Here is a 22,400-nt window from a genome sequence, read left to right on the forward strand (position 1 = left end):
AAAGGAGGAAAACCCTGTGGCGAAATTTTCAAAGATAACGGACCTGATAGGCCGCACTCCGCTGCTGCAGATTAACAGGCTTAATGACAGCGACGCGAAGGTATTTGCAAAGCTGGAATACTTTAACCCGCTTTCCAGCGTAAAAGACAGAATCGCTTTTGCCATGATTGAGGCCGCGGAAAAAGATGGTCTGCTGACAAAGGATACTACTATTATAGAACCGACCAGCGGGAATACCGGAGTCGGTCTTGCCTATGTTGCCGCGGTCAAGGGATATAAAATTATTCTGGTTATGCCCGACACTATGAGTATTGAACGCTGTAAACTGCTTCAGGCCCTGGGCGCGGAACTGATTTTGACGGATGGCGCGAAAGGCATGGCCGGAGCAATACGAAAGGCGGAAAGTCTTGTTGAAAAAGCGGGCAAGGCCTATATGCCCCAGCAATTTAAAAATCCCGCGAACCCTGAAATTCACCGCCGGACAACCGGCCCTGAAATATGGGAAGATACGGAAGGCGCGGTCGATATTTTTGTTGCCGGCGTCGGTACCGGCGGAACAATAACCGGCGTCGGCGAGTTCCTGAAGGAAAAGAAACCGTCGGTTAAGATAATTGCTGTTGAACCCGTGTCCTCTGCGGTCCTTTCCGGCGGAGAGCCGGGGGCCCATAAGATCCAGGGAATAGGCGCGGGTTTTATTCCCGAAACGCTGAACAGAAAGATTATTGATGAAATATACCAAACCGATGATATAAAAGCGGGTACAATAGCGCGCAGGGCCGCCAGGGAAGAAGGAATTTTTGCCGGTATTTCTTCCGGCGCCGCGCTGGAAGCAGCCCTTACCATAGCAAAACGGCCTGAAAACAGCGGAAAAACTATTGTAACTCTTCTTCCGGACACCGGCGAGAGATATTTGTCAACCTGGCTCTGGAATTGATACGGAAAAATGGATTCAAATTATACGGAAAAGGCGGTTGAATACTTTTCAAAAGGTTATAATTGCTCCCAGTCGGTTGCCGTTGTTTTCGCGGAAGATTTCAATCTTGATCCTGATGAAATTTTAAAAATGATGTCGGGCTTCGGCGCCGGTATAGGCGGCCTGCGGGAAACCTGCGGGACAGTGAGTGCGATAGTTTTTATTGCCGGCCTTTATACCGGCGGCTTCGATCCGGCTGATATTTCTTCAAAGAAAAAATTATATGATCTTGTAAAAAAACTGACCGCGGAATTTACCCGGAAGTTCGGAACAATCAATTGCGCCGATTTGCTCCGCAGCGCTGCCTGTGAGGCAAAGCCGGACCCTTCAGAACGGAATGAAAAATATTACGCGGTCCGGCCCTGCGTGCGGTATGTTACGGCCGCAACGGATTTGCTGGCGGAGCTGATACAGTCAGGAGCGAAAAAAAAGCAGAAATGATTATTCGAGGCGAGGGTTTAATCAGCCTGCGGCTGGTTCTGTAAGGTATGTAATGGCCGCCTTCCGCGACCTGTGAATACCCAGGACCGAAGGTCTGCCCTGCGGCGGGGTATTTTATTCCACTTTAAATTTGCTGACCTCCTCCGCAAGCCGTATGGCGCTGTCTCTGGTGTTATGTGTAAGATCGTTTACTTCATTCACTGCATTGTTTATCTGAACGGTCCCTTCGGACATTTCATTCATGCTGTCGGTAATCGTTTTGGTGACCGCTGAAAGTTTTTCCATTTCAGTCATAACTTCCCTGTTTCCCTGAAGCATTTCTTCCGTACCTTCTTTTACTTCTACGGTTATTTCCTTTATCTGCCGTATGCCTTCCAGGACCTGGGCGCCCCCGATAGTCTGTTCGTTCATGGCATTCATAATAATATTTTCCTGATCCCTGACCGTATCCGTTAAGGAGAAAATGGCTTTGAATTGTTCCTGGACCACGAGTGCCGACCGGGCAAGTTCTTCTATGGATGTTTTCAGCTGTTTCAAAACTACGGTAATGTTTTTTCCCTGCCGGCTTGAGTCTTCCGCCAGTTTCCTGATTTCATCAGCAACAACAGCGAACCCTTTTCCCGTTTCGCCGGCATGGGCGGCCTCAATCGCGGCATTCATTGCCAGAAGGTTTGTCTGCCGGGCTATGTTCTGTATCATTTCACTTGCGCCAAGCAAACCTTCCGATTCTTCCTGTATTTTCACAGTGATCGATGCGGCCTCGTTAACATTGTCCTGTCCCTTGTCGGCCGCTTTTCCCAATGATTCTACTGTTTCGGAATTTTTCTTGAGTATCTGTGTAATGGACTGAATGTTTGCGACCATCTCTTCAATAGAGGAAGAAGATTCAATAACGCTTTTTGACTGGACTTCTATATTTTCTCCAAGATGTTCGATGTTTTTTACGATTTGTTTTATTGTTGACTGGGTCTCCTCGACACCGGCCGACTGATTTATTGTCTGGTCTTTTACATTTGTGATGTTCGCGCTGATCTGGTTTATCGCCCCGGCGGTTTCAATCATATTGGCGGAAAGTTCTTCCGCAATTTTTTCATTGACTGGGCTTCATCAATAACGGAATGAATGGATTTTCCAACCTGGTGAATGGTTTCGTTGAAGGAGTCGGCGAACTGTCCGAATTCATCATTGTTTTTAACGGAAACTTTTACGGTAAGGTCGCCCTGCTCAATCGCGGAAAGACTTTTTGTAATGGTAAGAATGGGTTTGGAAAAAACGGACGCAAGGAAAAACGCAAACGCGACAGCTACCAGTGACCAGAAAAGAATGGACGCTAGTATGTGAAACACGAACATTATATTTTTATTTCCTATTTCGTTTTCAGGTATGCAGACAATATAATTTAAATCCATCAATCCGTTCTGTGAGGGAAGCAGCCGTATCTGGTATCTGGTATTATCGTAAAAATCCGCGGTGACATATTCTTCAAGCGCTTGAGGAGCAACCGTGTCGAAATTTTTAATTCCCGCGTCGGCGATATTCCGGAAGATCATGCTGTGATCAGAGGGATGGGCAATTACGCGGCCGTCATTATCTGTTATGATAATAAATGCGTTATCGCCTATCTTTGTGTTTTTCAGGACTTCGGATAAGTAGAACAGATGCGCGTCAAGCATTATGACTCCCTTTACCGTACCCCGTTCATCATGGACTGTTTTTACAGCTGAAATGACCAGTTCGCCTACGCTGGTGGTATACGGGCTTGAAAATGCTATATGTCCGGTATCTGTAAAAGCGGCCTGGTACCAGGGCCGTGTCCGCGGATCATAACCGTTTCTTCTCGCGGAAGGCGGATACATGATAAACCCGCCGTCCGTTTCCGAAGCAAGGGCCGCTGAAAAAATTTCAGGATAGCTGTCGTATATTATTTTGCACAAATTATTGATTTCCGCCTCGTAGGCAGAGTTCGGCTTCATCTCGTTCAGGCCGCTGGGATCATTTTTATCGAGATACGAGGTAAGATTATTTCCTACTTCCTTAACAATTTCCATTTCAGTCAGGGAGGAGGCCACATTGCCGATGTTTGAAAAAAAAGTATGGATAATATTATCCAGTATGGTCCGCTGCTGTTCAACACTCGCAAGATATGTTTGCTCCGTTGTATCTGCGACGCGCAGATACAGTGTGAATCCCATTACCGCAAGCATTACAATCGTAAAGGAAGAAATGACTATGAGGAACTTCCTCTTTACGCTCCCTCTTCTTTTTACAGTTTCGGTGCTTCCCGCGCCGGAACCTGTCCGTTCATTTTTCATATTTTACCCCATCTTGCCGACTTTCTATGATAGAGTATACTATGCAAACAGCTATATTACAAAATTTTTTTTGTTTTTGATTAAATGATTGAAACCGTTTTAATTCAGATATCGGGAGGGTTTTATGAAAGCGCTTTTTATCGGCGGGACGGGAACAATAAGCAGCTCAATAACAAAGCTTGCTTCGGAATCGGGATGGGAATTATATCTCCTTAACCGGGGGACCAGCTCACGGGAAGTTCCCGCCGGGGTTAATATCCTCCAGGCGGACATTAACGGTGACGAGTCTGTTATTGCTGAACTGGTAAAGGATTTGTACTTTGACGCTGTGGCTGATTTTATTGCCTTTGTACCGGAACAAATTGAGCGGGACATCCGGCTTTTTTCAGGCAAAACGAGGCAATTCATTTTTATCAGTTCCGCTTCCGCATATCAGAAGCCGCTTAATTATTACCGCATCACCGAATCAACTCCGCTTTCCAATCCGCTGTGGGAATATTCGCGGAATAAAATAGCCTGTGAGGAACGCCTTATGGCGGAATACCGGAAAACGGGTTTTCCCTGTACGATTATCAGGCCAAGTCATACATATAATGACAGGCATCTTCCGCTTGCGGTCCACGGCAAAAAAGGCCCCTGGCAGGTGGTCGCCCGGATGCTGGAAGGAAAGCCTGTTATTGTCCACGGTGACGGTTCTTCGCTGTGGACACTGACCCACAGTGAAGATTTCGCAAAGGCTTTTTACGGGATTATGGGAAACCCCGCTGCAATTGGCGAGGTTTTTCATATAACGTCGGACGAGGCGCTGACCTGGGATGCCATTTACAGGCGCATCGCGGAAGCTTTGAATATTACGGCGGAAATGTACCATGTCACAACAGATTTTCTGTCGGCCTGCGATCCTGACTTTACCGGAACTCTTGCCGGCGACAAAAGCAATACGGTCGTTTTCGATAATACTAAAATCAAACGTCTGGTTCCCGGCTTTAATGCGTCTATCCGTTTTGATGAGGGCGCCCGCCGCTGTGTGCGCTATCTGCTAAATGAACCCGCCGCGCAGATACCTGATCCGGAATTTGATACCTTTTGCGATACGGTAATCGCCTTGCAGGAAACCGCGAAGAGGTCGTTCAGGCCTTAGAATCCCGGAACAGTATAACCCGGTTTATTCACGGCGAGGGTTTAATGGTATTAACCCCGGGACTAATTCCACGGGAAAACGAAATGCCAGTGCTCTGCGCGGGGTATTTTACTGCAGCATGGCTTCCAGATACACAGGATTATGATCTGAATAGGCAAAGCCCATGTTTATTGTTTTTACCGAAATAATCTCAATATTCGGGGAAACAATAAATCCGTCAATTATATAATACTGTGTATTTTCATCTTCGGGATTATATGGGTTATCCAGCAGCCTTGCACTGGGAACTCCGGTATCAACCGCAAACTTCCATCCCGGCTGGAGTATGTCTTCCGGCAGCGTTCCGGGAACAAAGTGTTCACTGTTTTTAATTGGGAAGAGTGAAGGATCGACCACCGGGAAAGTCTGATTGAAATCTCCTCCCGCTATGCAATAATTGCCTTTTGCGTATTCCTCATTCAGTATATCCATAAGTTTTTGGGTCTGGGCAGTTTTTGCCTCGCCGTCATCATAGGCTTCAAGATGAAGATTAACAAGCACCAGATCCTTCCCATTATGTACAGGCACTCTTTCCACAAGAAGGCAGCGTTTTAGCTGGAATACCCGCACCGGCCATTTGAATGTCGTCGGCAATGCTATGCGCGCCGCTTCCGTTACGGAATATGAATTGAGAGTCAGTAAACCGCTTTCGACTTTTCCGATAAACTCTGGAAAAGGATAGGGTACAAATTTACTGAAGAAATTCAGCGCGTAGGCTGAGGATACTCCGGGTATTTCTGATAAATATTTTACCTGATTAAAATGATACGAACGCTTTGAGTTTTTGTCGGCTTCCTGGAGAAACAGGATATCCCAGTCGGTTTCATCAATAAATTTTTTTATCTGTTGTGTGTTTTCTGAAATATTCTTATCAGTTTGAGGGCGGACCGTTTTTCCTCCGTCCATGAAAAAATCCTGGCTTTTATCCAGCGATCCGTAACCGATATTGAATGACAGGACTTTTACCGGCTGGCCTGGTTCCGGCTGGACGGACTGATTGTTTATTACGTCAATCAGCACTTCCGGGGCAGGGCGGTACTCGTTTGCCGAAAAATAAAAGAGCGCCGCCGCGGCTGCCAGTATCAGAATGATAAGCAGAGACAGGATTATAATAACCGGGATTTTCATTTTCTTCTTTTTTTCCGCCATTCTTTTTTCTCCTTAATTTACGGATTTGTTTGTTTCGGTGTGACAACGATGAGCAGCACGCCTGAAGTAAGCGATACTGTTACCGGGACTCCGGTAAATTCATTGCTGATTGCCCTTGCGTCAAGGCTTGATAACGCATAATTGTCCAGAGGATATTTTCCTCCCAGAATCGTGACCTCCTTACAGGAGTCAATCAGGGACAATAATGAAAAATAACAATCTGGACGCGGCTGAATGGTTATTGTGTTTTTTTGCTCCCGGCGGCCGCGGCATACACATCAGTGATTCCGTCACTAAGCATTACGTTTTGGCCGTGGACTGCGCAGCTTCCGAGAATCTGCAAATTCGCAAGCGTATGATCAAGGCGCCCGCCGGTCATGCCGGCAAAAAAGATATCGGTGTATCCCCGGTTCCGGGCTTCTTCTGCCGCATAAGCGGTATCAGTATAATTTTTGTCCGGCGAAAGGATTATATGTTCCGTATTTTTGGGCAACTCGGTTATTTCCGATGAATCGAAATCACCTATCAGTAAATCCGGATGGACTTTCAGTTTTTTGCAGTGACGTAATCCGCCGTCAGCGCAGATAATAAAACTCTTCGGGTTTATGCGCGCGCCGGCTCCCTCATAGTCCGCGATATCTCCCGCGCCAAGTATTACACAATATGCCGCTTCTGGCTTTTTTTCCATATTACCCCGGAATTGTCATGTGTTTTCCCATAAATGTACGGACCTGCCGTTTGTATTCATCAGGATTTAAATCAAATGATTTACTGTGTCCCGCGTCAGGGACAGTGTATAAAGCTTTTTCCGAGGCGCAGGCGTCATGTACTTTATAGACCATTTCAAATGGCACAAAGCTATCCGCTTCTCCATGAATAAACAGCGTCGGCGTTTTCGATTTCCGCACCTGATTGAAAGCTGATGCTTCCTCAAAGGTATACCCGACCCGCTTTTTCGTCAACTGACTTGTTTTTTCAATAACCGACGGATTGTTCCCGGGGAAAATCCGGTTAAACTGGTATAAAAGCTCCTCATATGCTGAAGTATATCCGCAGTCTTCTATTGCCACCTTTACATTTTCCGGCAGATTCTCTCCGCTTGTCATCATAACGGTGGCCCCGCCCATTGAAATTCCGAACAGGGCAATTTGGGTTTCATGTCCGTTTTTATTGATCGCCCAGTCTATCCATTCCAGGTAATCAAGCCGTTCCGGCCAGCCGAAACCGATATACGTTCCCTCGGACGCGCCGTGTCCGCGCGCGTCAGGCATTAATACATTAAATCCGAATTCATCATGAAAAAAGTGGGCAAATCCGCTCATTGTCAGTGCGTATCCGTCATATCCGTGAGCTATGATGATTGTGTTTTCGCTGTAATCTTTTGCGGGCAGATAATATCCTGCCAGTTTTGAGCCGTCGCCGGATGTAATGAAAACAGTTTCATAAGGCTGTGAATCAAACCATCTCGGGAGTTTCCCTTTTTTTCTTCCTCAGGATCTTCACCGTGATCCGGCAGCGGTTTGAAAAAACTTTTATCATTGCGCGCCACAGCCAGGTCATAAAAATATTCCGGTATCCAGGAAGCAAAAAACACCAGCGCCGTTCCTATAATGAGAATAAGCCCGCTTACTGAAATTATTATGCGGAAAGTCATACATACCCCTCAATATTTTAGATTCTATTTTTTACTTACTTCAAGTATAATAAGAATAAACTATCTGTTACAATAGAAAAAACAAAACAGAGGTAATATGCGGAATAGTAAGGTAAACATATATATTTGACGACTTCTTTTTCTTTTCAGTATATTTTTACCAGACTGACTTGATACTATTCCAGCCGCATGGAATGAGGTATATATGTCACAGTCAAAAACAGTGGTATTTGCCATTAAGGCGGTATCCAACCATATTAAACGGATTTTTTCGAAATACCCATTTACCGATAATATCGAAGAAATAACCTGTATGCATTATGCGGTGATACATTTTATTTATAATAACCGGGATAAGAAAATCTTCCAAAAGGACATTGAATCGGAGTACAATATCCGGGGTTCAACCGCCACCGGAATTTTAAAACTGATGGAACAAAACGGATTTATCCGGCGCATTCCGGCGCTGCAGGATGCACGGCTGAAAAAGATTGTTTTAACCAATAAGGCCCTTGGTATATACTGCCAGGCGAAAAGCACAATGGATGAAATAAACGAAAAAATACTGACAGGAATACCGGAAGATGAAGTGGATTCCTTTTTTCTTACAATTGAAAAAATTCTGCATAATTTACAGGAGTTCCAGTAATGATAAGAACACTTGCCCGCTGTATCCGGGAGTTTAAGACGGCTTCGATCCTTTCGCCTGTATTCGTAACTTTTGAAGTTGTTATGGATGTGGTCATTCCCCTGCTGATGTCTTTTATTATTGATTATGGAATTACCGGAGCGAATGTCGGCATGATAGGCCGTATAGGAATCTCCCTGGTAATCGCGACGCTTCTTGCACTATTTTTCGGTGTTATGTCCGGGAGTTTTGCCGCAAAAGCCTCTGCTGGATTCGCGAAAAATGTCCGGCATGATATGTATTATAATATCCAGAATTTTTCATTTACAAATATTGACAGGTTTTCTACTTCCAGTCTGGTAACGCGTCTGACTACCGATGTAACCAATGTGCAGAATGCCTATCAAATGCTTATCCGGGTTTGTGTCCGCAGTCCCATTATGCTGATTTTTTCACTGATAATGGCAGTCAATGTTAACGCGCGGCTTTCCCTTGTTTTTCTTGGAGCGGTGCCTGTCCTCGCTGTCGGACTCTATTTTATTATTACCAGGGCCCATCCCATATTTGAAAAGGTTTTTAAAATTTATGACCGCATGAATATGGTTGTACAGGAAAATCTGCATGGTATCCGCGTCGTCAAAAGTTACGTTCGGGAAGACTATGAAATAAAAAAGTTTGGGGATGTTTCAGAAGATATTTACAAAACATTTTCGAAGGCAGAGAAGCTCCTTGCCTTTAACAGTCCTCTGATGCAGCTTGCCATGTATGGCTGCACGCTGTTCCTTTCATGGATCGGCGCGCAAATGATTGTATCGGATACAATGACGACCGGGCAGTTAATGAGTCTTTTTTCATATACCTCGCAGATACTGATGAGTCTTATGATGTTTTCAATGGTGCTCGTTATGCTTACCATTTCCAGAGCTTCTGCGGAACGCATTGTTGCTGTCCTGAAAGAAACCCCGACCCTGCATAATGATGAAAATCCTGTTTTTGGCATACCGGACGGATCAATCAGATTTAATGATGTAGGATTCGCGTATACCGGAAATCCCGATAAACTGTGTCTGAAAAATATTACCATTGACATTAAGTCGGGTGAAACGGTTGGAATTATAGGCGGGACCGGCACGGGGAAAAGTACCCTTGTCCAGCTTATTCCGCGGTTATATGACGCGACTTCCGGGACCGTTTCTGTCGGCGGACTTGATGTCCGGGAATATGATCTTGAAACGCTCCGCAATTCGGTTGCCATGGTTTTGCAGAAAAATGTATTGTTCTCGGGACGATCAGGGAAAATCTCCGTTGGGGTGATAAAAACGCGACTGATGAAGAGATGGAACATGCGTGCAAAATGGCCCAGGCCGATGAATTTATCAGAGGCTTTCCCGATGGCTATGATACTCATATCGAACAGGGCGGTAGCAATGTGTCCGGCGGACAAAAACAGCGTCTGTGCATTGCGCGCGCATTGCTGAAAAAACCGAGAATACTTATTTTCGATGATTCGACAAGCGCGGTTGATACAAGAACCGATGCGCTCATCCGTCAAGCATTACAAAACGAAATTCCTGACATGACAAAAATTGTCATAGCACAGCGCATTGCTTCAATTGAAGGCGCCGATAAAATAATCGTTATGGATAACGGGACTGTGTCGGCAGTCGGCACACACGAGGAATTGCTTGAAAAAAATAATATTTATCAGGAAGTGTACTTTTCCCAGACAAAAGGAGGCAAGGTATGAGTCCCCGGAATATGCCTGGTCCCGGACCGATGAACAGAGGGGGAGTCGGCGATGGTAAGAAAAGCAGGAACCCCGGTAAAACGCTGAAAAGATTAATGTCCTATATGACTGCCGGCTATAAGGCAAAATGGATATTTGTCCTGATTTTTATCCTGCTCAGCGCCCTCGCTGGGGTAATCGGGTCCCTTTTTCTCCAGGTGCTTATTGATGATTATATTACGCCGCTCCTTGGAAGCGCGGCTCCTGATTTTTCAGGACTGCTCCGGGCCATCCTTATAATGGCCGGTGTTTATCTGATAGGTATTGTTTCAACTTTTCTGTATAACTGGATCATGGTTACGGTCAGTCAGGGCGTGCAAAAAAACATCCGGGATGAAATGTTCTCAAATATGCAGCGGCTGCCCATCCGTTACTTTGATACCCATACATTTGGCGATACCATGAGCCATTATACAAATGATATTGATACACTCCGCCAAATGCTTTCACAAAGTATCCCGTCCCTTTTCTCCTCTATGATAACTATAGTATTTGTTGTCTGCGCCATGCTGTATACCAGCCCCTGCTTACAGTGCTTATTGCGGTAATGGTCGTGATTATGCTTTTGGTTACCCGGAAAGTCAGTTCCAAGAGCGGGAAATACTTTATAAAACAGCAGGCTTCCATAGGCACTGTGAATGGCTATATTGAAGAAATGATCAACGGCCAGAAAGTGGTAAAAGTTTTTTGCCATGAAGAAGAAGCCAAAGCCCAATTTGATGTACTGAATGATGATTTATGCGGGAGTTCAACAAAGGCAAATAAATACGCAAATATTCTGATGCCCATTACAGTCCAGATCGGAAATCTCAATTATGTTCTTATTGCCATGATCGGCGGGGCCTTTGCAATCGGCGGTATCGGCGGCCTGACCCTTGGTGCCATAGCCTCTTTTCTCCAGCTCAGCCGCTCTCTGACAAACCCCATAAGTCAGGTTTCCCAGCAGATTAATTCGGTTATTATGGCCCTCGCCGGCGCGGAACGCATTTTCGAACTGATGGATGAACAGCCGGAAGCGGATTCAGGGTATGTAACGCTAGTCAACGCGAAATATGCCGGTGACGGAGAAACTATTGTGGAAGCGGAAGAATGTACGAACCTGTGGGCCTGGAAACATCCCCATGGCGACGGCACTCTGACTTATACCAAGCTTGAAGGGGATGTCCAATTTTTCGATGTTGATTTCGGATATACGGAAAACAAGCTTGTGCTGCATAATATTTCCCTTGATGCAAAACCCGGTGAAAAGCTTGCCTTTGTCGGAGCAACCGGCGCGGGAAAAACAACAATTACAAACCTTATAAACCGGTTTTACGACCTGGCAGACGGGAAAATCCGTTATGACGGAATCAATATCAATAAAATAAAAAAGAGTGATCTCCGCCGTTCGCTTGGAATGGTTTTACAGGATACAAACCTTTTCACCGGAACTGTCTGCGAAAATATCCGGTACGGAAACCTGGACGCAAGCACCGAAGAAGTCAAGGACGCCGCCAAACTTGCCGGGGCCGACAGCTTTATTTCCCTGCTTCCGGACGGATATGATACCATGCTTTCCGGAGACGGCGGCGACCTTTCCCAGGGACAGCGACAGCTGCTTTCCATTGCCCGGGCGGCAGTATCCAATCCCCCGGTAATGATTCTTGACGAAGCCACAAGCAGTATAGATACGCGTACGGAAGCAATTGTACAGAAAGGTATGGATTCCCTCATGCAGGGGCGGACTGTTTTTGTTATAGCCCACCGTCTGAGTACTGTTCAGAATTCCAATATGATTATTGTGCTGGACCATGGGCGGATTATCGAACGCGGAACACACGAGCAGCTCATAGCGGAAAAAGGGACATATTACCGGCTATACACGGGAGCATTCGAGCTTGAATAAAACACTCCGCCGCAGAGCAGTCAGCTCGAAGAGCTGCAGACCTTCGGTCTGGGGTATTCGCGGGTCGCGGAAGCGGCCATTACATATCTTACAGAACCAGCCGCAGGCTGATTAAACCCTCGCCCCGAATAAAATAAATACCGGTTTTTTCACGGAACTGAGGTCCGGATTATACTTCTTTAAGTTACGTTTCTGATATAAAGAATTAGTTGCTTTTTTATATCAGAAACACTTACAATCGGAAATAGTCAAATAATTTAAATTATTTTGACTATATAGAACACCTTCCGTAAAAAGGGTATATTATACGTATGAAACTTGATGCTGCCATTATCGCAATGGATATGGATGATACTCTGCTGCAAAGCGATCTTTCAATTTCCGACCGGACAGTGCAGACCCTTGCGGCGGCAGCTGAAAAAGGAATAAAAATCATACTCGCTTCCGGCCGCTCTCCTGAAGCCATTACCCCTCATGCCCGGCGTATCGGGCTTGATAAGATGAACAGTTATCTTTTCTGCCATAACGGTGCGCTGATTATAACGTCGGATACACATGAAATTGTCTGTGAACACAAACTGCCCGCCAATGTAGCGGTGGAAGCCTTCAGGCTTATTATTGACGCCGGACTGTCCTGCCATGTATATGAAAATGATGTTATTTATGTTTCGAAAGAAACAGAATATTCGGAGAGGGATTATTTTTGTCAGGACTCAAACCCGTCGTCCCCGATGATTACGAAGCCCTGCTCCATAAAGGTGTGTTCAAACTTGTAGTTCCGGGAGATCCCGAATATATAGTGCCGGTGGAAGCCGAACTGAAAGTTATTTTTGAAAACCGGGCCACAATTTTTGTCAGCAAACCGTATTTTCTTGAAATATTACCGTTCCATACCGACAAAGGCGAGGCCCTCAAATATGTCGCGGAAAACATCATGCATGTTTCCCGTGAAAAAGTAATGGCCTTTGGGGACAGCATGAATGATGAGTCAATGATCCGGTATGCGGATTTAAATGTGGCAATGAAAAACGGCCGTCCCGAAATAATAAAAATTGCCCGGTTTGTCACTGATAAAACAAATGATGAAGACGGTATTGCCGATTTTCTTGAAACACATGTTCTTTAATACAAAGCCGGCCCGGGGAATAGCTGTTTTATGATAAATAGTGTATATTGGTACTATGCTTACGATTCCAATTAATCAGGATAATACGCCGGAAGCGGTAATGGACATTCTTTTCAGGCTCAAAGTAAAGGATGTTATGACCCATCCTATTATTACCGCCAAACCGTCAGACACTCTCCGGGAAATCCAGCAAACCATGAAAACCAGACATATTACCGGCATCCCGGTAACCGACGATAAACAAACCCTGCTCGGAATCGTTTCAATGTATGACATTGTGAACGCGCTTGATAACGGCTGGATTAACGATCCCGCCGGACAGCATATGACTACGCAGGTTATTGTACTGCAGGAAAATATGTCGTTATCCTTTTGTGTGTCCTATTTCAACAAATACTCTTTCGGACGCTTTCCCGTTCTTGACAGAAACTCCAGACTGACGGGAATCGTAACTGCTTCTGATGTTATATCAACCCTCCTGGTTGCCCTGAATAAAGAGGTCGCGAGGCTTGAGCAGAACGCCAGTTCCGAAATAACCAATGTATATAATAGTTCAGTGAAAAATGACGAAGGAACAATAGGAGAAAGAATTATCGAATTTAAAACAGAGCCCTTCAATTTTGAAATTGCAGGACAGGCCTCGACAGAAATAAAGAAAATGCTGAAATCCGCGGGCGTTGATCAGTCAATAACCCGGCGGGTTGGAATCGCAAGCTATGAACTGGAAATAAACCAGGTTGTCCATTCGGAAGGCGGGGTTATGCGTTATCTGCTTACTCCCGACACTCTGACCATTGAAGCGGAAGATAAAGGTCCGGGCATACCAAGCATTAAGGATGTAATGACTGAAGGCTTTTCTACGGCCAATGAACGGGTCCGCTCTCTGGGATTTGGCGCCGGTATGGGACTCCCGAACACAAAGCGGGTTTCAGACAGCTTTTATATCGAATCCGAACTGGGCAAGGGGACGTTGGTCAGGGTGCATTTTGACCTCAGGGAGAACATAAATGAAAGTAAGCGATCTTGAAAACATACTTAATGCCCGCTGTGTCCAGGCCGAATATGAGGACCGCGAAATCGCCGGCGCCTATACTACCGACCTTCTGAGTGACGCCATGGCAAATGCTGTTGATGACGGCGTTCTGATCACGATTCAGGCGCATAAAAATACGGTCGCGGTCGCGACCCTGAAAGATCTCGCCGCAATTATTATATGCAATAACCGTTCCATACCGGATGATATGACCGAATCCGCCCGGTCTGAAGGGATTGCGCTGTTTGTGACAGAAGAAAACCAGTTCACTGTTTCAGGAAAGCTGTTCCGGGAGTTAATGACCGAACATGATAATAAAGGCTGATTTTCATCTCCATTCATGCCTTTCTCCCTGCGGGGACCTTTCAATGTCTCCGAACGCAATTGCCGCCATCCTTGCAGAAAAAGGAGTCCGGCTTGCGGCCCTTACCGACCACAATACCGCCCTGAACTGTCCGGCCTTTGGCTACGCCTGCCGGGTACACGATATAATCCCCCTGTACGGAATAGAGGCCCAGCCCCAGGAAGAATGTCATATCCTGTGTCTGTTCGGCGGCCTCGATTCCGCGCTTGAACTCGGACAGAAATTATATGAACTGATGCCCCCAGTAATGAATAACCCGGAAAAAATGGGCGACCAGATATATGTTAATGAAGATGAAGAAATCCTTGGTGAAGTTGATAAATATCTGATAACAAGCGCGGAAATAGGGCTTGAGGATCTTTCTTCACTTGTACTGCGGCTCGGCGGTATAGTAATACCCGCCCACGTTGACCGGCCCGCATTTTCCCTGACCAGCCAGCTGGGCTTTATCCCTGACGGTCCCTGGTCCGCGCTGGAAGTTGTCCGGATGCCCACGGCTGCAGGTATTGATACCAGGGCTTATCCCCTCATAACATCGAGCGACGCCCATTATCCCGAACATATAGGAAGACGTCCCTTTGATCTTGATATCGGCGGCAGCCCCCTTACCGGTGCCGGCGGATCGGCGAATATGGAAACAATAAAGGCCGCCCTTGCAAGGCGGCCCCGTCAATCCTGAACAGAATACATTCCGTCAGATTTACAATGCTATTTGTTGTATGTACGCTTGACCTTCCGGGTCGTTGTCATTTCGAGCGGTTCGTCCAGAATAGTGATTTTTGATATCCGCTGATATGGCTGAAGCGTCTTGTTTGTTTTTTCAACAATTTCAGCAACAGCCTGCCGGACCGGGTCTTCAGCCTCGGGCGTACCCCGCATAACGTTCAGGCGTTTAAGCATATCGTCAGCCGGATAAACCTGCGCTTCAATTCCTTCCTCTTTACTGGAAGCATCAATGATATATCCGGTTACCGTAATCTGATCAATATCATTGTAATACAGCTGGAAGGCATTTTCGATTTCTTCGGGGAAAACATTCTTTCCTCCCCCGGTAACAATCATGTTTTTGGCGCGTCCGGAAAGATATACGTATAATTCATCATCTATCCAGCCAAGGTCTCCTGTTTTAAGCCAGCCGTCTTCGGTAAACATGGCGGCGGTTTCTTCAGGCATATTGTAATAGCCCATCATAACCATCGGACCTTTTACGCACAGTTCTCCTATGCCGTTCTCATCCGGATCAAGGACCTTCATTTCCATGTACGGAGCAAAATAGCTTCCGACGCTGGCGATTTTAAAGTGTTCGATCGGATTCAGGGTGATAATCGGGGAGGTTTCCGTCAGTCCGTATCCCTGGACAAAGTCAATACCGAGTTCGTTATATACGCGGAAAATACTCGCCGCGAGTGGTCCGCCGCCTGAAATGGCAATACGGATAGTGGAAATACTTGCCTTCTCGAGAACGGAACGGAAAATTTTCTTCCCGGGATTTACACCGAAAATCTTCTTGATGGCATAGGAAATTCCCATCAGGCCCTTCAGCAAGCCATATACTATAATGCCCTTGTCGCGGATACCTTTCATAATACCAGCAAGGAGCTTGTTGAACAGAAGCGGTACGCCCAGAAGCATGGTTATTTTGCCTTCCTTGAGCTCTTTCAGCATGCGGCTCACCGCCATGCTCTTTCCGAATACCACCTCGGCCCCGACCGAAATCGCTTCGATAAAGACAGCAAGCATGGTATACGAGTGGTGGATGGGGAGCAGCGCGTAGAAAACATCAGTATGGAAAATATCCAAATTGATTTGCGCAATGTAGCAGTCTGAAACGTAGTTTCTGTGGGAAAGCATAACACCTTTCGGTGTTCCGGTTGTTCCGGATGTGAACATAATTGCCGCAAGGTCAGTTTCAACCGCAGGAGTTATCGCAACCAGAGCGTCGTCCTTGTTTTTTGGGGCCAGATCATAGATATAGGTATCGGAAATGCTCTTGTTAAGAGAAAACACCTTTTTCACAAGACCCGATTTTGAAAAATGAGGGTATTTTTCCTCATCAATAAACAGGATTTTGGGCGCGGAAGCTTTGATGAGGTTTTCAATTTCCGCGTCATGCAAGCCATAATCTATCGGTATAACAACTGCACCCGCGAACATGGTCGCAAGGTAGGCAACGGCCCACTCCGGGGAGTTTTTGCCCGAAACAGCCACATGATCGCCCTTTCTGATGCCCTGTTCATAGAGCCAGGCAGCAAGAATTTCAATTTTATCCAGCGCCTGCCGGTAAGTAAGGGTTATCCGGTCCGGTTCGAAAACAGTAAAACAATCCCTTTCCGAATACCGTTCAACCGAAATCCGGAACATTTCAGGAATAGTCGGCCATTCGCCTGAAAAAGCCTTACCCTTCCATGCACTGAGAAAAGCCCATGGTTTTCTTTCGATATGCTTCATAAAACATCCCTCTTTAACAAAATATATAGTATTATAGTATAAAATAGTTATATGTAACCAAAAATAAATTCCGATTATTATATTAATAGTATGACACAAAATATATCTAATTGGTTGCATAAAATAAATAAAAAAAATATATTCTTCCTCATTTTTTTACTGTTACAGCCATTTTTTTTATCAAGTTTTTACGCGCAGACCGGAAAAAATACACAAACCATCTCTCCGAGGACCCTTTTTATTCAAAGCGCGCAGTCTTTTCTGGGAATTCCCTATATCCGGGGCGGTTCCACACGGAATGGCTTTGACTGTTCGGGATTTATTTACCGGGCCGCGCTGGACGGACCCGAAATCGCCCTTCCGAGGACTGTAATTGCCCTGTCGGACGTTTCCCTGAGGATCGCGGATACCGAGATGATGCCGGGTGATCTTCTGTTTTTTAATACAACAGGCTCAATTTCACATGTTGGAATTTATCTCGGAAACAACGAATTTATCCATTCGGCGTCCGAAGGCCGGAGAACGGGCGTAATTATTTCGAGTCTTTCGGAATCTTACTGGCAGCGCGCATACCGTTATGCCGGCAGAATCCTCGATGAAGAAGAAATATATATAGCGAAAAAGGGCGGAAATAATGAAAAAATTGCCGTACAGCCGGCTTCTGCCGGAAATACAGGGACAATAAAGGCCCCTTCGTCCACAGTCCCGCAAACCGGGGATGGAAAGATCGGTTTAAGGCTTAACATCAGCGGCTCCGTGCTCTGGGATTTTATGCCGGACACGAATTTCGTCCGGGGCGCTTCAGCCTCCGCGGAATTATCCTGGGTCAAGGGTACTCCCATATACCCCGGAGTGGAAGCGGGCTTTTATTATGACGCGGGAAGCGAATCCTACAGTATTCCGCTGACCCTATCTATTGCCCACTCCTCAGGCTTCCGTTTTTACATTGGAACGCAGTTTCATATAAAAGCGGCCGAATATCTCGATACATCCCTGCAGTTTCCCGGGATAATCGGGGTCTCGTGGAATTCAAAACCGGTCACCGTTTTCAAACAGCAGATAAGCTTCATGCAGGCTGTCGAATATTCATGGTTCCCGGAAAGAAATGACGGGAAAGGCCTCCGGTTCAGTACTGGACTGACTTTCAGATATGACATATAGAGATATAAACATTTTTCCTGATATTTCCGGCAGCGAGGTGTATAATTTGGATATGAAGAAACAATTACTGCGGCGGTCAGCCGGATTTTTCGTTCTGCTTCTCTGTTTTCTGGCTGCAACGGCATGTTCGCCGTCGGTTGTAATCTCTATAACCGAGAATCCTCCCGATCCTGCCTCTTTTGCCACAGAAATGTCTCCGGCAGCCGAAAAACTTGTGCGCCAGCTGAGCGGGCTGGGATCAGATTCCGGAGACGGGGCCGAATCTGTACAGATATTTGACGCTGACGGAATAACGGCCTCCCTGGCTTACGCGGGAATAACAGTAAAATCGGTCTCCTATCCCTCCGATTCGGGCATCAGCCTGTCTCTGACAGTGCCGGACCTTAACGGGTTTCTCGATAACGCCATTATTCTGGACAGAAAAAACCGGAAACTGATCCTGTCCCTTACACGGGAATCGCTCAATTCAGCGGCAGCCCTTATGCCTGAAGATACCTATGATTATCTCGATTTATTCATGGCCCCGGCTTTTACCGGGGAAGATATGACGGTTTCCGAGTACAGGGACATTATAGCCGCGGCCTATGGGAGAACGCTTGCTGACGAAATGGAAAAAGAGGCCTTTTCGCTTACGGTCCGCTGTCCTTCCGCGCCGAAGGAAATAAGCGTAACCCCTCCGGGTACCGGCCGTGTTTCCGGTAAAGACGCGCTTATAACCCTGCCTCTCGCGGTTTTGCTGGTCCTGGAAAATCCTGTATATATTGAAGTTGCCTGGTAACGGAATTTGTTAGCCTTGGTTGCAGAAATGTAAATAAAGAATAATACGATTGAAATATTCTCCTTTTATTAGTAGAATAGTCGTACTAATAATAATCGATAAAATTTTATTGACTAAGTATTTGGAGGGTTACATGGCAGCAGCGTGCGAGTTCTCCGGTGAGCTCAATGCTTTCATTGATGAATGGAAGACAAAACCCGGAAATCTTATCATGATTCTTCACAAAGTCCAGGAAGAGAAAGGCTATATTTCCAAAGAATCCGCGGTGGAAGTAGCGGAACGGACAGGGATGCCATTGGCCCGTGTGTACGGAACAATGACATTCTATCATTTTTTCAAGACAGTAAAACCCGGTAAAAACCGGATAAGCGTCTGTCTCGGGACCGCCTGTTATCTGAAAGGCGGGCAGGACTTAATCGATGAGGCGAGGACTCTTCTCGGGCTTGCTTCCGGAGAAATAACCACTCATGACGGTCTCTTTTCAGTTGAACCGGTCCGCTGTATAGGCTGTTGTGGCCTTGCCCCGGTCCTTACCGTAAACGGCGATGTATACGGCAAGCTGTCAAAAAACCAGATAGACGAAATAATCGCTACATACCAGAATAAATAAATGCATTATACCCTCTGTGATATGTTCAGCGATCTGACCCAGAATTCAATTGAAGCGGGCGCTGATACAATTACGGTGGATATAGAACAGACGGAAACATCCGTTTCCTGCTGTATTGAAGATAACGGCAAAGGCATGAGTCCTGAACAGCTGAAACGCGCGACAGATCCTTTTTATACTGATGGTATAAAACATCCGCACCGGAAAGTTGGCCTGGGTATACCTTTTCTGATTCAGACAGCCGAAGAAACCGGCGGGACATGGAGCATCACTTCTGACGTTACGGATAACGGAAAGGGAGCTCCGGGGACCAGAATTTCATGTTCGTTTGATTTGACAAATATTGACACACCGCCGGTCGGTGATGTCACCGGTTTTTTCCGGCAGATACTGACCTTCCCCGGTTCCTATGAGATGATCATTACCAGAGAGGCTCCCGGCTTCGGGTATACGGTACGGAGGTCTGATTTGCTGGAAGCGCTCGGATTGCAGGACCAGGGAGAATTCGCGGACGCGAACGCCCTCAGCCTGCTGGGGCAGTATCTGGAATCGCTTGAGGACTGAAGCCTGCCGGGTTTCAGCCGCCGGAAAAGATTCCGGAAAACGGGTTCTTGGACCCTGAGAATGTAAAACCTACCGCCGGTGAATTTGTTTTACCGGCCATAACAGGAGGATAAAATGGCTAAAATGACGCTGGAAGAGCTGCGGAAGCTGCGCGAATCAACACAGCAGCAGATTAAAAAACGTGATACTGAGGGAAAACAGGCCCAGATTATTGTCGGGATGGGGACCTGCGGGATTGCTGCGGGCGCGAAGGACACCCTCGACGCATTTATATCCGAACTTGATTCACACGGTATGGGCGGCGATGTTCTTATACGGCAGACCGGCTGTATGGGTCTTTGCCAGAATGAACCGACCGTTGAGGTCGTTATGAAGGACATGCCTACAGTAATTTACGGCAGAGTGGACCCCGCAACAGCAAAAGAAATAGTTGAGAAACACCTTATGAAAAAAGAACTTCTCAATGACCGTATTCTGGATCGCCCGTCCGGGGATATCCTGAAAAACTAAGGAGAAAATTCATGGCATATAGTAATTACATTCTCGTCTGCGGCGGGACAGCCTGTGAATCAAGCAACGCGGACGCGATTTATACCAACCTGGTATCGGAGGCAAAGGCGGCTGGCGTTATTGATAAGGTCCAGATTGTAAAGACCGGCTGTTTCGGTTTTTGTGAAAAGGGTCCGATCGTTAAAGTACTGCCTGAAGATTCCTTTTATGTCGAGGTAAAACCCGACGACGCCAAAGAAATTATTAATGAGCAGATTGTCAAAGGCCGTGAAGTTCCCCGCCTTCTGTATAATAAGGAAGAAAAGAAAGGGATCGAGCAGGTCGAAGAAATCCAGTTTTACCAGAAACAGCTCCGTATTGTTCTGAGGAACTGCGGCGTAATAAACCCTGAGAATATAGAAGAATATATAGCCCGCGACGGCTATGCCGCTCTTGAAAAAGCCCTGTTCAGCCTGACTCCCCAGCAGATTATTGATGAGGTCAAAAAGTCCGGTCTCCGGGGCCGCGGCGGCGCGGGGTTCCCCACCGGCCTCAAATGGGAAGCCGGCATGAAAGCCCCGGGCGATGTAAAATATGTTGTATGTAATGCCGACGAGGGCGACCCCGGCGCTTATATGGACCGTTCAACTATTGAAGGCGATCCCCATTCCGTTATTGAAGCAATGACTATCTGCGGAAAAGCGATCGGCGCAAATCAGGGATATGTGTATATCCGGGCTGAATACCCCCTCGCCATTGACCGCCTGAAAATAGCCATGGAGCAGGCCCGCGACGCCGGACTCCTGGGAAAAGATATTCTCGGATCAGGTTTTGATTTTGATATAGAAATCCGCCTCGGCGCCGGCGCATTTGTCTGCGGTGAGGAAACCGCTCTTCTGCGTTCCATTGAAGGAAAACGCGGTATGCCGACTCCCAAGCCCCCCTTCCCGGCGCAGTCGGGTCTCTGGGGCGCGCCGACTATTATCAACAATGTTGAAACCTGGGCAAATATCCCGGTTATTCTGACAAAGGGCGCGGACTGGTTTACCAAAATCGGGACTGAAGATTCAAAGGGAACAAAGGTTTTCGCTCTTACCGGTAAGGTCGAAAATTCGGGACTCGTTGAAGTCCCCATGGGAACAACCCTGCGCGAAATTATTTTTGAAATCGGCGGCGGCATCAAAAACGGAAAGAAATTCAAGGGCGTCCAGACCGGCGGTCCTTCCGGCGGTATTATTACAGAAGAACACCTGGATACGCCCATTGACTTCAAGGCCCTCCAGCAGCTTGGTTCAATGATGGGTTCCGGCGGTATGATTGTTATGGACGAAGACGACTGCGTCGTCGACGTTTCAAAATTCTATATGGAATTCTGTGTTGATGAATCCTGCGGAAAATGTTCTCCCTGCCGTATCGGCACCAGACAGATTTACTCGATACTTGAAAAGATCACCCGCGGCAGCGCCACGGAAACTGATCTGGACAAACTGAAGGAAATCAGCTTCGCGATGCAGAAATCTTCACTCTGCGCCCTTGGGCAGTCTGCTCCGAACCCGACGATTTCCACAATCAAGAAATTTGAAAAGGAATATCTTGAACATATCAGGGACAAAAAATGCGCTGCAGGAAAGTGCAAGCATCTTGTTACCTTCACTATTAATGACAAGTGTATCGGCTGCGGCGCCTGCGCCCGCAAATGTCCCGTAAGCTGTATCTCGGGCGAGCGGAAGACGCGCCATGTAATCGACCAGAGCAAGTGTATAAAGTGCGGTGAATGCTTTAACACCTGTAAATTCGGTGCGATTGATAAGAAGTAAGG

General features: G+C 46.6%; 23 protein-coding genes and 2 pseudogenes. 17 read left to right on the top strand and 8 right to left on the bottom strand.

The genetic code is table 11. The features are described 5' to 3' along the window. Positions 1 to 16 precede the first annotated feature (16 nt). Entirely contained in the window at positions 17 to 934 is a 918-nt protein-coding gene (gene cysK, locus K7I13_RS10470) for a cysteine synthase A (RefSeq protein WP_255945402.1), read from the top strand. A gap of 9 nt (positions 935 to 943) precedes the next feature. Next, positions 944 to 1,414: a C-GCAxxG-C-C family protein gene (locus K7I13_RS10475; protein ID WP_255945404.1), complete on the top strand. Its 471-nt coding sequence runs from the start codon at positions 944 to 946 to the stop codon at positions 1,412 to 1,414. A gap of 114 nt (positions 1,415 to 1,528) precedes the next feature. Here K7I13_RS10475 and K7I13_RS10480 read toward each other — a convergent pair whose 3' ends face one another. After that, positions 1,529 to 2,476, bottom strand: coding sequence for a methyl-accepting chemotaxis protein (locus K7I13_RS10480; RefSeq protein ID WP_255945406.1), 948 nt, complete (start codon positions 2,474 to 2,476; stop codon positions 1,529 to 1,531). Continuing rightward, a complete protein-coding gene (locus tag K7I13_RS10485) occupies positions 2,473 to 3,726 on the bottom strand; it encodes a PDC sensor domain-containing protein (RefSeq protein ID WP_255945408.1) in 1,254 nt (417 codons plus the stop codon). The genes K7I13_RS10480 and K7I13_RS10485 overlap by 4 nt, the downstream gene beginning before the upstream one ends. 124 nt (positions 3,727 to 3,850) lie before the next feature. On the opposite strand from K7I13_RS10485, the gene K7I13_RS10490 reads away from it, so the two are divergent. Beyond that, entirely contained in the window at positions 3,851 to 4,867 is a 1,017-nt protein-coding gene (locus tag K7I13_RS10490; protein WP_255945410.1) for an SDR family oxidoreductase, read from the top strand. Positions 4,868 to 4,975: 108 nt separating this feature from the next. Here the strand turns inward: K7I13_RS10490 and K7I13_RS10495 are convergent, their stop codons facing one another. The 5 genes from K7I13_RS10495 to K7I13_RS10515 are packed head-to-tail and all read right to left on the bottom strand — an operon-like array spanning position 4,976 to position 7,709. Continuing rightward, positions 4,976 to 6,055 carry an endonuclease/exonuclease/phosphatase family protein gene (locus K7I13_RS10495; protein WP_255945412.1) on the bottom strand — a complete coding sequence of 360 codons (1,080 nt, stop codon included), beginning with the start codon at positions 6,053 to 6,055 and terminating at the stop codon, positions 4,976 to 4,978. 17 nt (positions 6,056 to 6,072) lie between these two features. Next, positions 6,073 to 6,258: a motility associated factor glycosyltransferase family protein gene (locus tag K7I13_RS10500; protein ID WP_255945414.1), complete on the bottom strand. Its 186-nt coding sequence runs from the start codon at positions 6,256 to 6,258 to the stop codon at positions 6,073 to 6,075. Between the two features lie 35 nt (positions 6,259 to 6,293). Further along, positions 6,294 to 6,743 carry a thiamine diphosphokinase gene (locus K7I13_RS10505; RefSeq protein WP_255945416.1) on the bottom strand — a complete coding sequence of 150 codons (450 nt, stop codon included), beginning with the start codon at positions 6,741 to 6,743 and terminating at the stop codon, positions 6,294 to 6,296. A 1-nt stretch (position 6,744) separates the two neighbouring features. Further along, positions 6,745 to 7,377 (bottom strand): alpha/beta hydrolase, encoded by a 633-nt coding sequence (locus K7I13_RS10510; RefSeq protein WP_369413666.1) that lies wholly within the window; start codon positions 7,375 to 7,377, stop codon positions 6,745 to 6,747. A 29-nt stretch (positions 7,378 to 7,406) separates the two neighbouring features. Further along, complete coding sequence (locus K7I13_RS10515) at positions 7,407 to 7,709, bottom strand: hypothetical protein (RefSeq protein WP_255945418.1); 303 nt, start codon at positions 7,707 to 7,709, stop codon at positions 7,407 to 7,409. 205 nt (positions 7,710 to 7,914) lie between these two features. Here K7I13_RS10515 and K7I13_RS10520 point away from each other — a divergent pair, with 205 nt between their 5' ends. The 8 genes and pseudogenes from K7I13_RS10520 (at position 7,915) to K7I13_RS10555 (ending at position 15,210) form a co-directional block, all read left to right on the top strand. Continuing rightward, positions 7,915 to 8,358, top strand: a complete 444-nt coding sequence (locus K7I13_RS10520) for a MarR family winged helix-turn-helix transcriptional regulator (protein ID WP_255945420.1) — start codon at positions 7,915 to 7,917, stop codon at positions 8,356 to 8,358. Positions 8,359 to 8,465: 107 nt separating this feature from the next. Then, a pseudogene (locus K7I13_RS10525) lies at positions 8,466 to 10,084 on the top strand (ABC transporter ATP-binding protein). Between the two features lie 29 nt (positions 10,085 to 10,113). Further along, positions 10,114 to 12,008 (top strand): annotated as a pseudogene (locus K7I13_RS10530) (ABC transporter ATP-binding protein). A gap of 311 nt (positions 12,009 to 12,319) precedes the next feature. Then, entirely contained in the window at positions 12,320 to 12,784 is a 465-nt protein-coding gene (locus tag K7I13_RS10535) for an HAD family hydrolase (RefSeq protein ID WP_255945422.1), read from the top strand. Further along, positions 12,712 to 13,134 carry an HAD-IIB family hydrolase gene (locus tag K7I13_RS10540; RefSeq protein WP_255945424.1) on the top strand — a complete coding sequence of 141 codons (423 nt, stop codon included), beginning with the start codon at positions 12,712 to 12,714 and terminating at the stop codon, positions 13,132 to 13,134. Before K7I13_RS10535 ends, K7I13_RS10540 begins: the two co-directional genes overlap by 73 nt. Positions 13,135 to 13,189: 55 nt before the next feature. Continuing rightward, the gene (locus K7I13_RS10545) at positions 13,190 to 14,161 is read left to right on the top strand and encodes a CBS domain-containing protein (RefSeq protein WP_255945426.1); all 972 of its coding nucleotides are present in this window, start codon (positions 13,190 to 13,192) and stop codon (positions 14,159 to 14,161) included. Then, on the top strand, positions 14,142 to 14,492 hold the full coding sequence (locus K7I13_RS10550; RefSeq protein ID WP_255945428.1) for a hypothetical protein: 351 nt from the start codon (positions 14,142 to 14,144) through the stop codon (positions 14,490 to 14,492). Before K7I13_RS10545 ends, K7I13_RS10550 begins: the two co-directional genes overlap by 20 nt. Next, a complete protein-coding gene (locus tag K7I13_RS10555; RefSeq protein WP_255945430.1) occupies positions 14,476 to 15,210 on the top strand; it encodes a PHP domain-containing protein in 735 nt (244 codons plus the stop codon). Before K7I13_RS10550 ends, K7I13_RS10555 begins: the two co-directional genes overlap by 17 nt. A gap of 29 nt (positions 15,211 to 15,239) precedes the next feature. Here the strand turns inward: K7I13_RS10555 and K7I13_RS10560 are convergent, their stop codons facing one another. Next, positions 15,240 to 16,979: an AMP-dependent synthetase/ligase gene (locus K7I13_RS10560; RefSeq protein ID WP_255945432.1), complete on the bottom strand. Its 1,740-nt coding sequence runs from the start codon at positions 16,977 to 16,979 to the stop codon at positions 15,240 to 15,242. Between the two features lie 114 nt (positions 16,980 to 17,093). Between K7I13_RS10560 and K7I13_RS10565 the strand changes: the two genes are divergently transcribed. The 6 genes from K7I13_RS10565 (at position 17,094) to nuoF (ending at position 22,398) form a co-directional block, all read left to right on the top strand. Further along, positions 17,094 to 18,140: a C40 family peptidase gene (locus K7I13_RS10565; RefSeq protein WP_255945434.1), complete on the top strand. Its 1,047-nt coding sequence runs from the start codon at positions 17,094 to 17,096 to the stop codon at positions 18,138 to 18,140. 52 nt (positions 18,141 to 18,192) lie between these two features. Next, a complete protein-coding gene (locus K7I13_RS10570) occupies positions 18,193 to 18,918 on the top strand; it encodes a hypothetical protein (RefSeq protein WP_255945436.1) in 726 nt (241 codons plus the stop codon). Between the two features lie 133 nt (positions 18,919 to 19,051). Then, entirely contained in the window at positions 19,052 to 19,528 is a 477-nt protein-coding gene (locus K7I13_RS10575) for an NADH-quinone oxidoreductase subunit NuoE family protein (RefSeq protein WP_255945438.1), read from the top strand. After that, positions 19,529 to 20,092, top strand: a complete 564-nt coding sequence (locus K7I13_RS10580) for an ATP-binding protein (protein ID WP_255945440.1) — start codon at positions 19,529 to 19,531, stop codon at positions 20,090 to 20,092. It begins immediately after the preceding gene. Between the two features lie 114 nt (positions 20,093 to 20,206). Then, on the top strand, positions 20,207 to 20,602 hold the full coding sequence (locus K7I13_RS10585; RefSeq protein WP_255945442.1) for a (2Fe-2S) ferredoxin domain-containing protein: 396 nt from the start codon (positions 20,207 to 20,209) through the stop codon (positions 20,600 to 20,602). Positions 20,603 to 20,613: 11 nt separating this feature from the next. Beyond that, positions 20,614 to 22,398: an NADH-quinone oxidoreductase subunit NuoF gene (gene nuoF, locus K7I13_RS10590; RefSeq protein ID WP_255945444.1), complete on the top strand. Its 1,785-nt coding sequence runs from the start codon at positions 20,614 to 20,616 to the stop codon at positions 22,396 to 22,398. Positions 22,399 to 22,400 lie beyond the last annotated feature (2 nt).

The organism is Brucepastera parasyntrophica (assembly GCF_022376835.1).
Taxonomy (GTDB): Bacteria; Spirochaetota; Spirochaetia; order Treponematales; family Treponemataceae; genus Brucepastera; species Brucepastera parasyntrophica.

What these genes read in the sequence shown, in the direction of transcription:
- K7I13_RS10515 (WP_255945418.1), bottom strand. Translation starts at nt 7,709, where the DNA reads ATGACTTTCCGCATAATAATTTCAGTAAGCGGGCTTATTCTCATTATA.
- K7I13_RS10520 (WP_255945420.1), top strand. Translation starts at nt 7,915, where the DNA reads ATGTCACAGTCAAAAACAGTGGTATTTGCCATTAAGGCGGTATCCAAC.
- K7I13_RS10535 (WP_255945422.1), top strand. Translation starts at nt 12,320, where the DNA reads ATGAAACTTGATGCTGCCATTATCGCAATGGATATGGATGATACTCTG.
- K7I13_RS10480 (WP_255945406.1), bottom strand. Translation starts at nt 2,476, where the DNA reads ATGATTGAAACCGCCGGGGCGATAAACCAGATCAGCGCGAACATCACA.
- K7I13_RS10510 (WP_369413666.1), bottom strand. Translation starts at nt 7,377, where the DNA reads ATGAGCGGATTTGCCCACTTTTTTCATGATGAATTCGGATTTAATGTA.
- K7I13_RS10495 (WP_255945412.1), bottom strand. Translation starts at nt 6,055, where the DNA reads ATGGCGGAAAAAAAGAAGAAAATGAAAATCCCGGTTATTATAATCCTG.
- K7I13_RS10490 (WP_255945410.1), top strand. Translation starts at nt 3,851, where the DNA reads ATGAAAGCGCTTTTTATCGGCGGGACGGGAACAATAAGCAGCTCAATA.
- K7I13_RS10585 (WP_255945442.1), top strand. Translation starts at nt 20,207, where the DNA reads ATGGCTAAAATGACGCTGGAAGAGCTGCGGAAGCTGCGCGAATCAACA.
- nuoF (WP_255945444.1), top strand. Translation starts at nt 20,614, where the DNA reads ATGGCATATAGTAATTACATTCTCGTCTGCGGCGGGACAGCCTGTGAA.
- K7I13_RS10575 (WP_255945438.1), top strand. Translation starts at nt 19,052, where the DNA reads ATGGCAGCAGCGTGCGAGTTCTCCGGTGAGCTCAATGCTTTCATTGAT.
- K7I13_RS10545 (WP_255945426.1), top strand. Translation starts at nt 13,190, where the DNA reads ATGCTTACGATTCCAATTAATCAGGATAATACGCCGGAAGCGGTAATG.
- K7I13_RS10485 (WP_255945408.1), bottom strand. Translation starts at nt 3,726, where the DNA reads ATGAAAAATGAACGGACAGGTTCCGGCGCGGGAAGCACCGAAACTGTA.
- K7I13_RS10475 (WP_255945404.1), top strand. Translation starts at nt 944, where the DNA reads ATGGATTCAAATTATACGGAAAAGGCGGTTGAATACTTTTCAAAAGGT.
- K7I13_RS10560 (WP_255945432.1), bottom strand. Translation starts at nt 16,979, where the DNA reads ATGAAGCATATCGAAAGAAAACCATGGGCTTTTCTCAGTGCATGGAAG.
- K7I13_RS10555 (WP_255945430.1), top strand. Translation starts at nt 14,476, where the DNA reads ATGATAATAAAGGCTGATTTTCATCTCCATTCATGCCTTTCTCCCTGC.
- K7I13_RS10505 (WP_255945416.1), bottom strand. Translation starts at nt 6,743, where the DNA reads ATGGAAAAAAAGCCAGAAGCGGCATATTGTGTAATACTTGGCGCGGGA.
- K7I13_RS10580 (WP_255945440.1), top strand. Translation starts at nt 19,529, where the DNA reads ATGCATTATACCCTCTGTGATATGTTCAGCGATCTGACCCAGAATTCA.
- K7I13_RS10550 (WP_255945428.1), top strand. Translation starts at nt 14,142, where the DNA reads ATGAAAGTAAGCGATCTTGAAAACATACTTAATGCCCGCTGTGTCCAG.
- K7I13_RS10570 (WP_255945436.1), top strand. Translation starts at nt 18,193, where the DNA reads ATGAAGAAACAATTACTGCGGCGGTCAGCCGGATTTTTCGTTCTGCTT.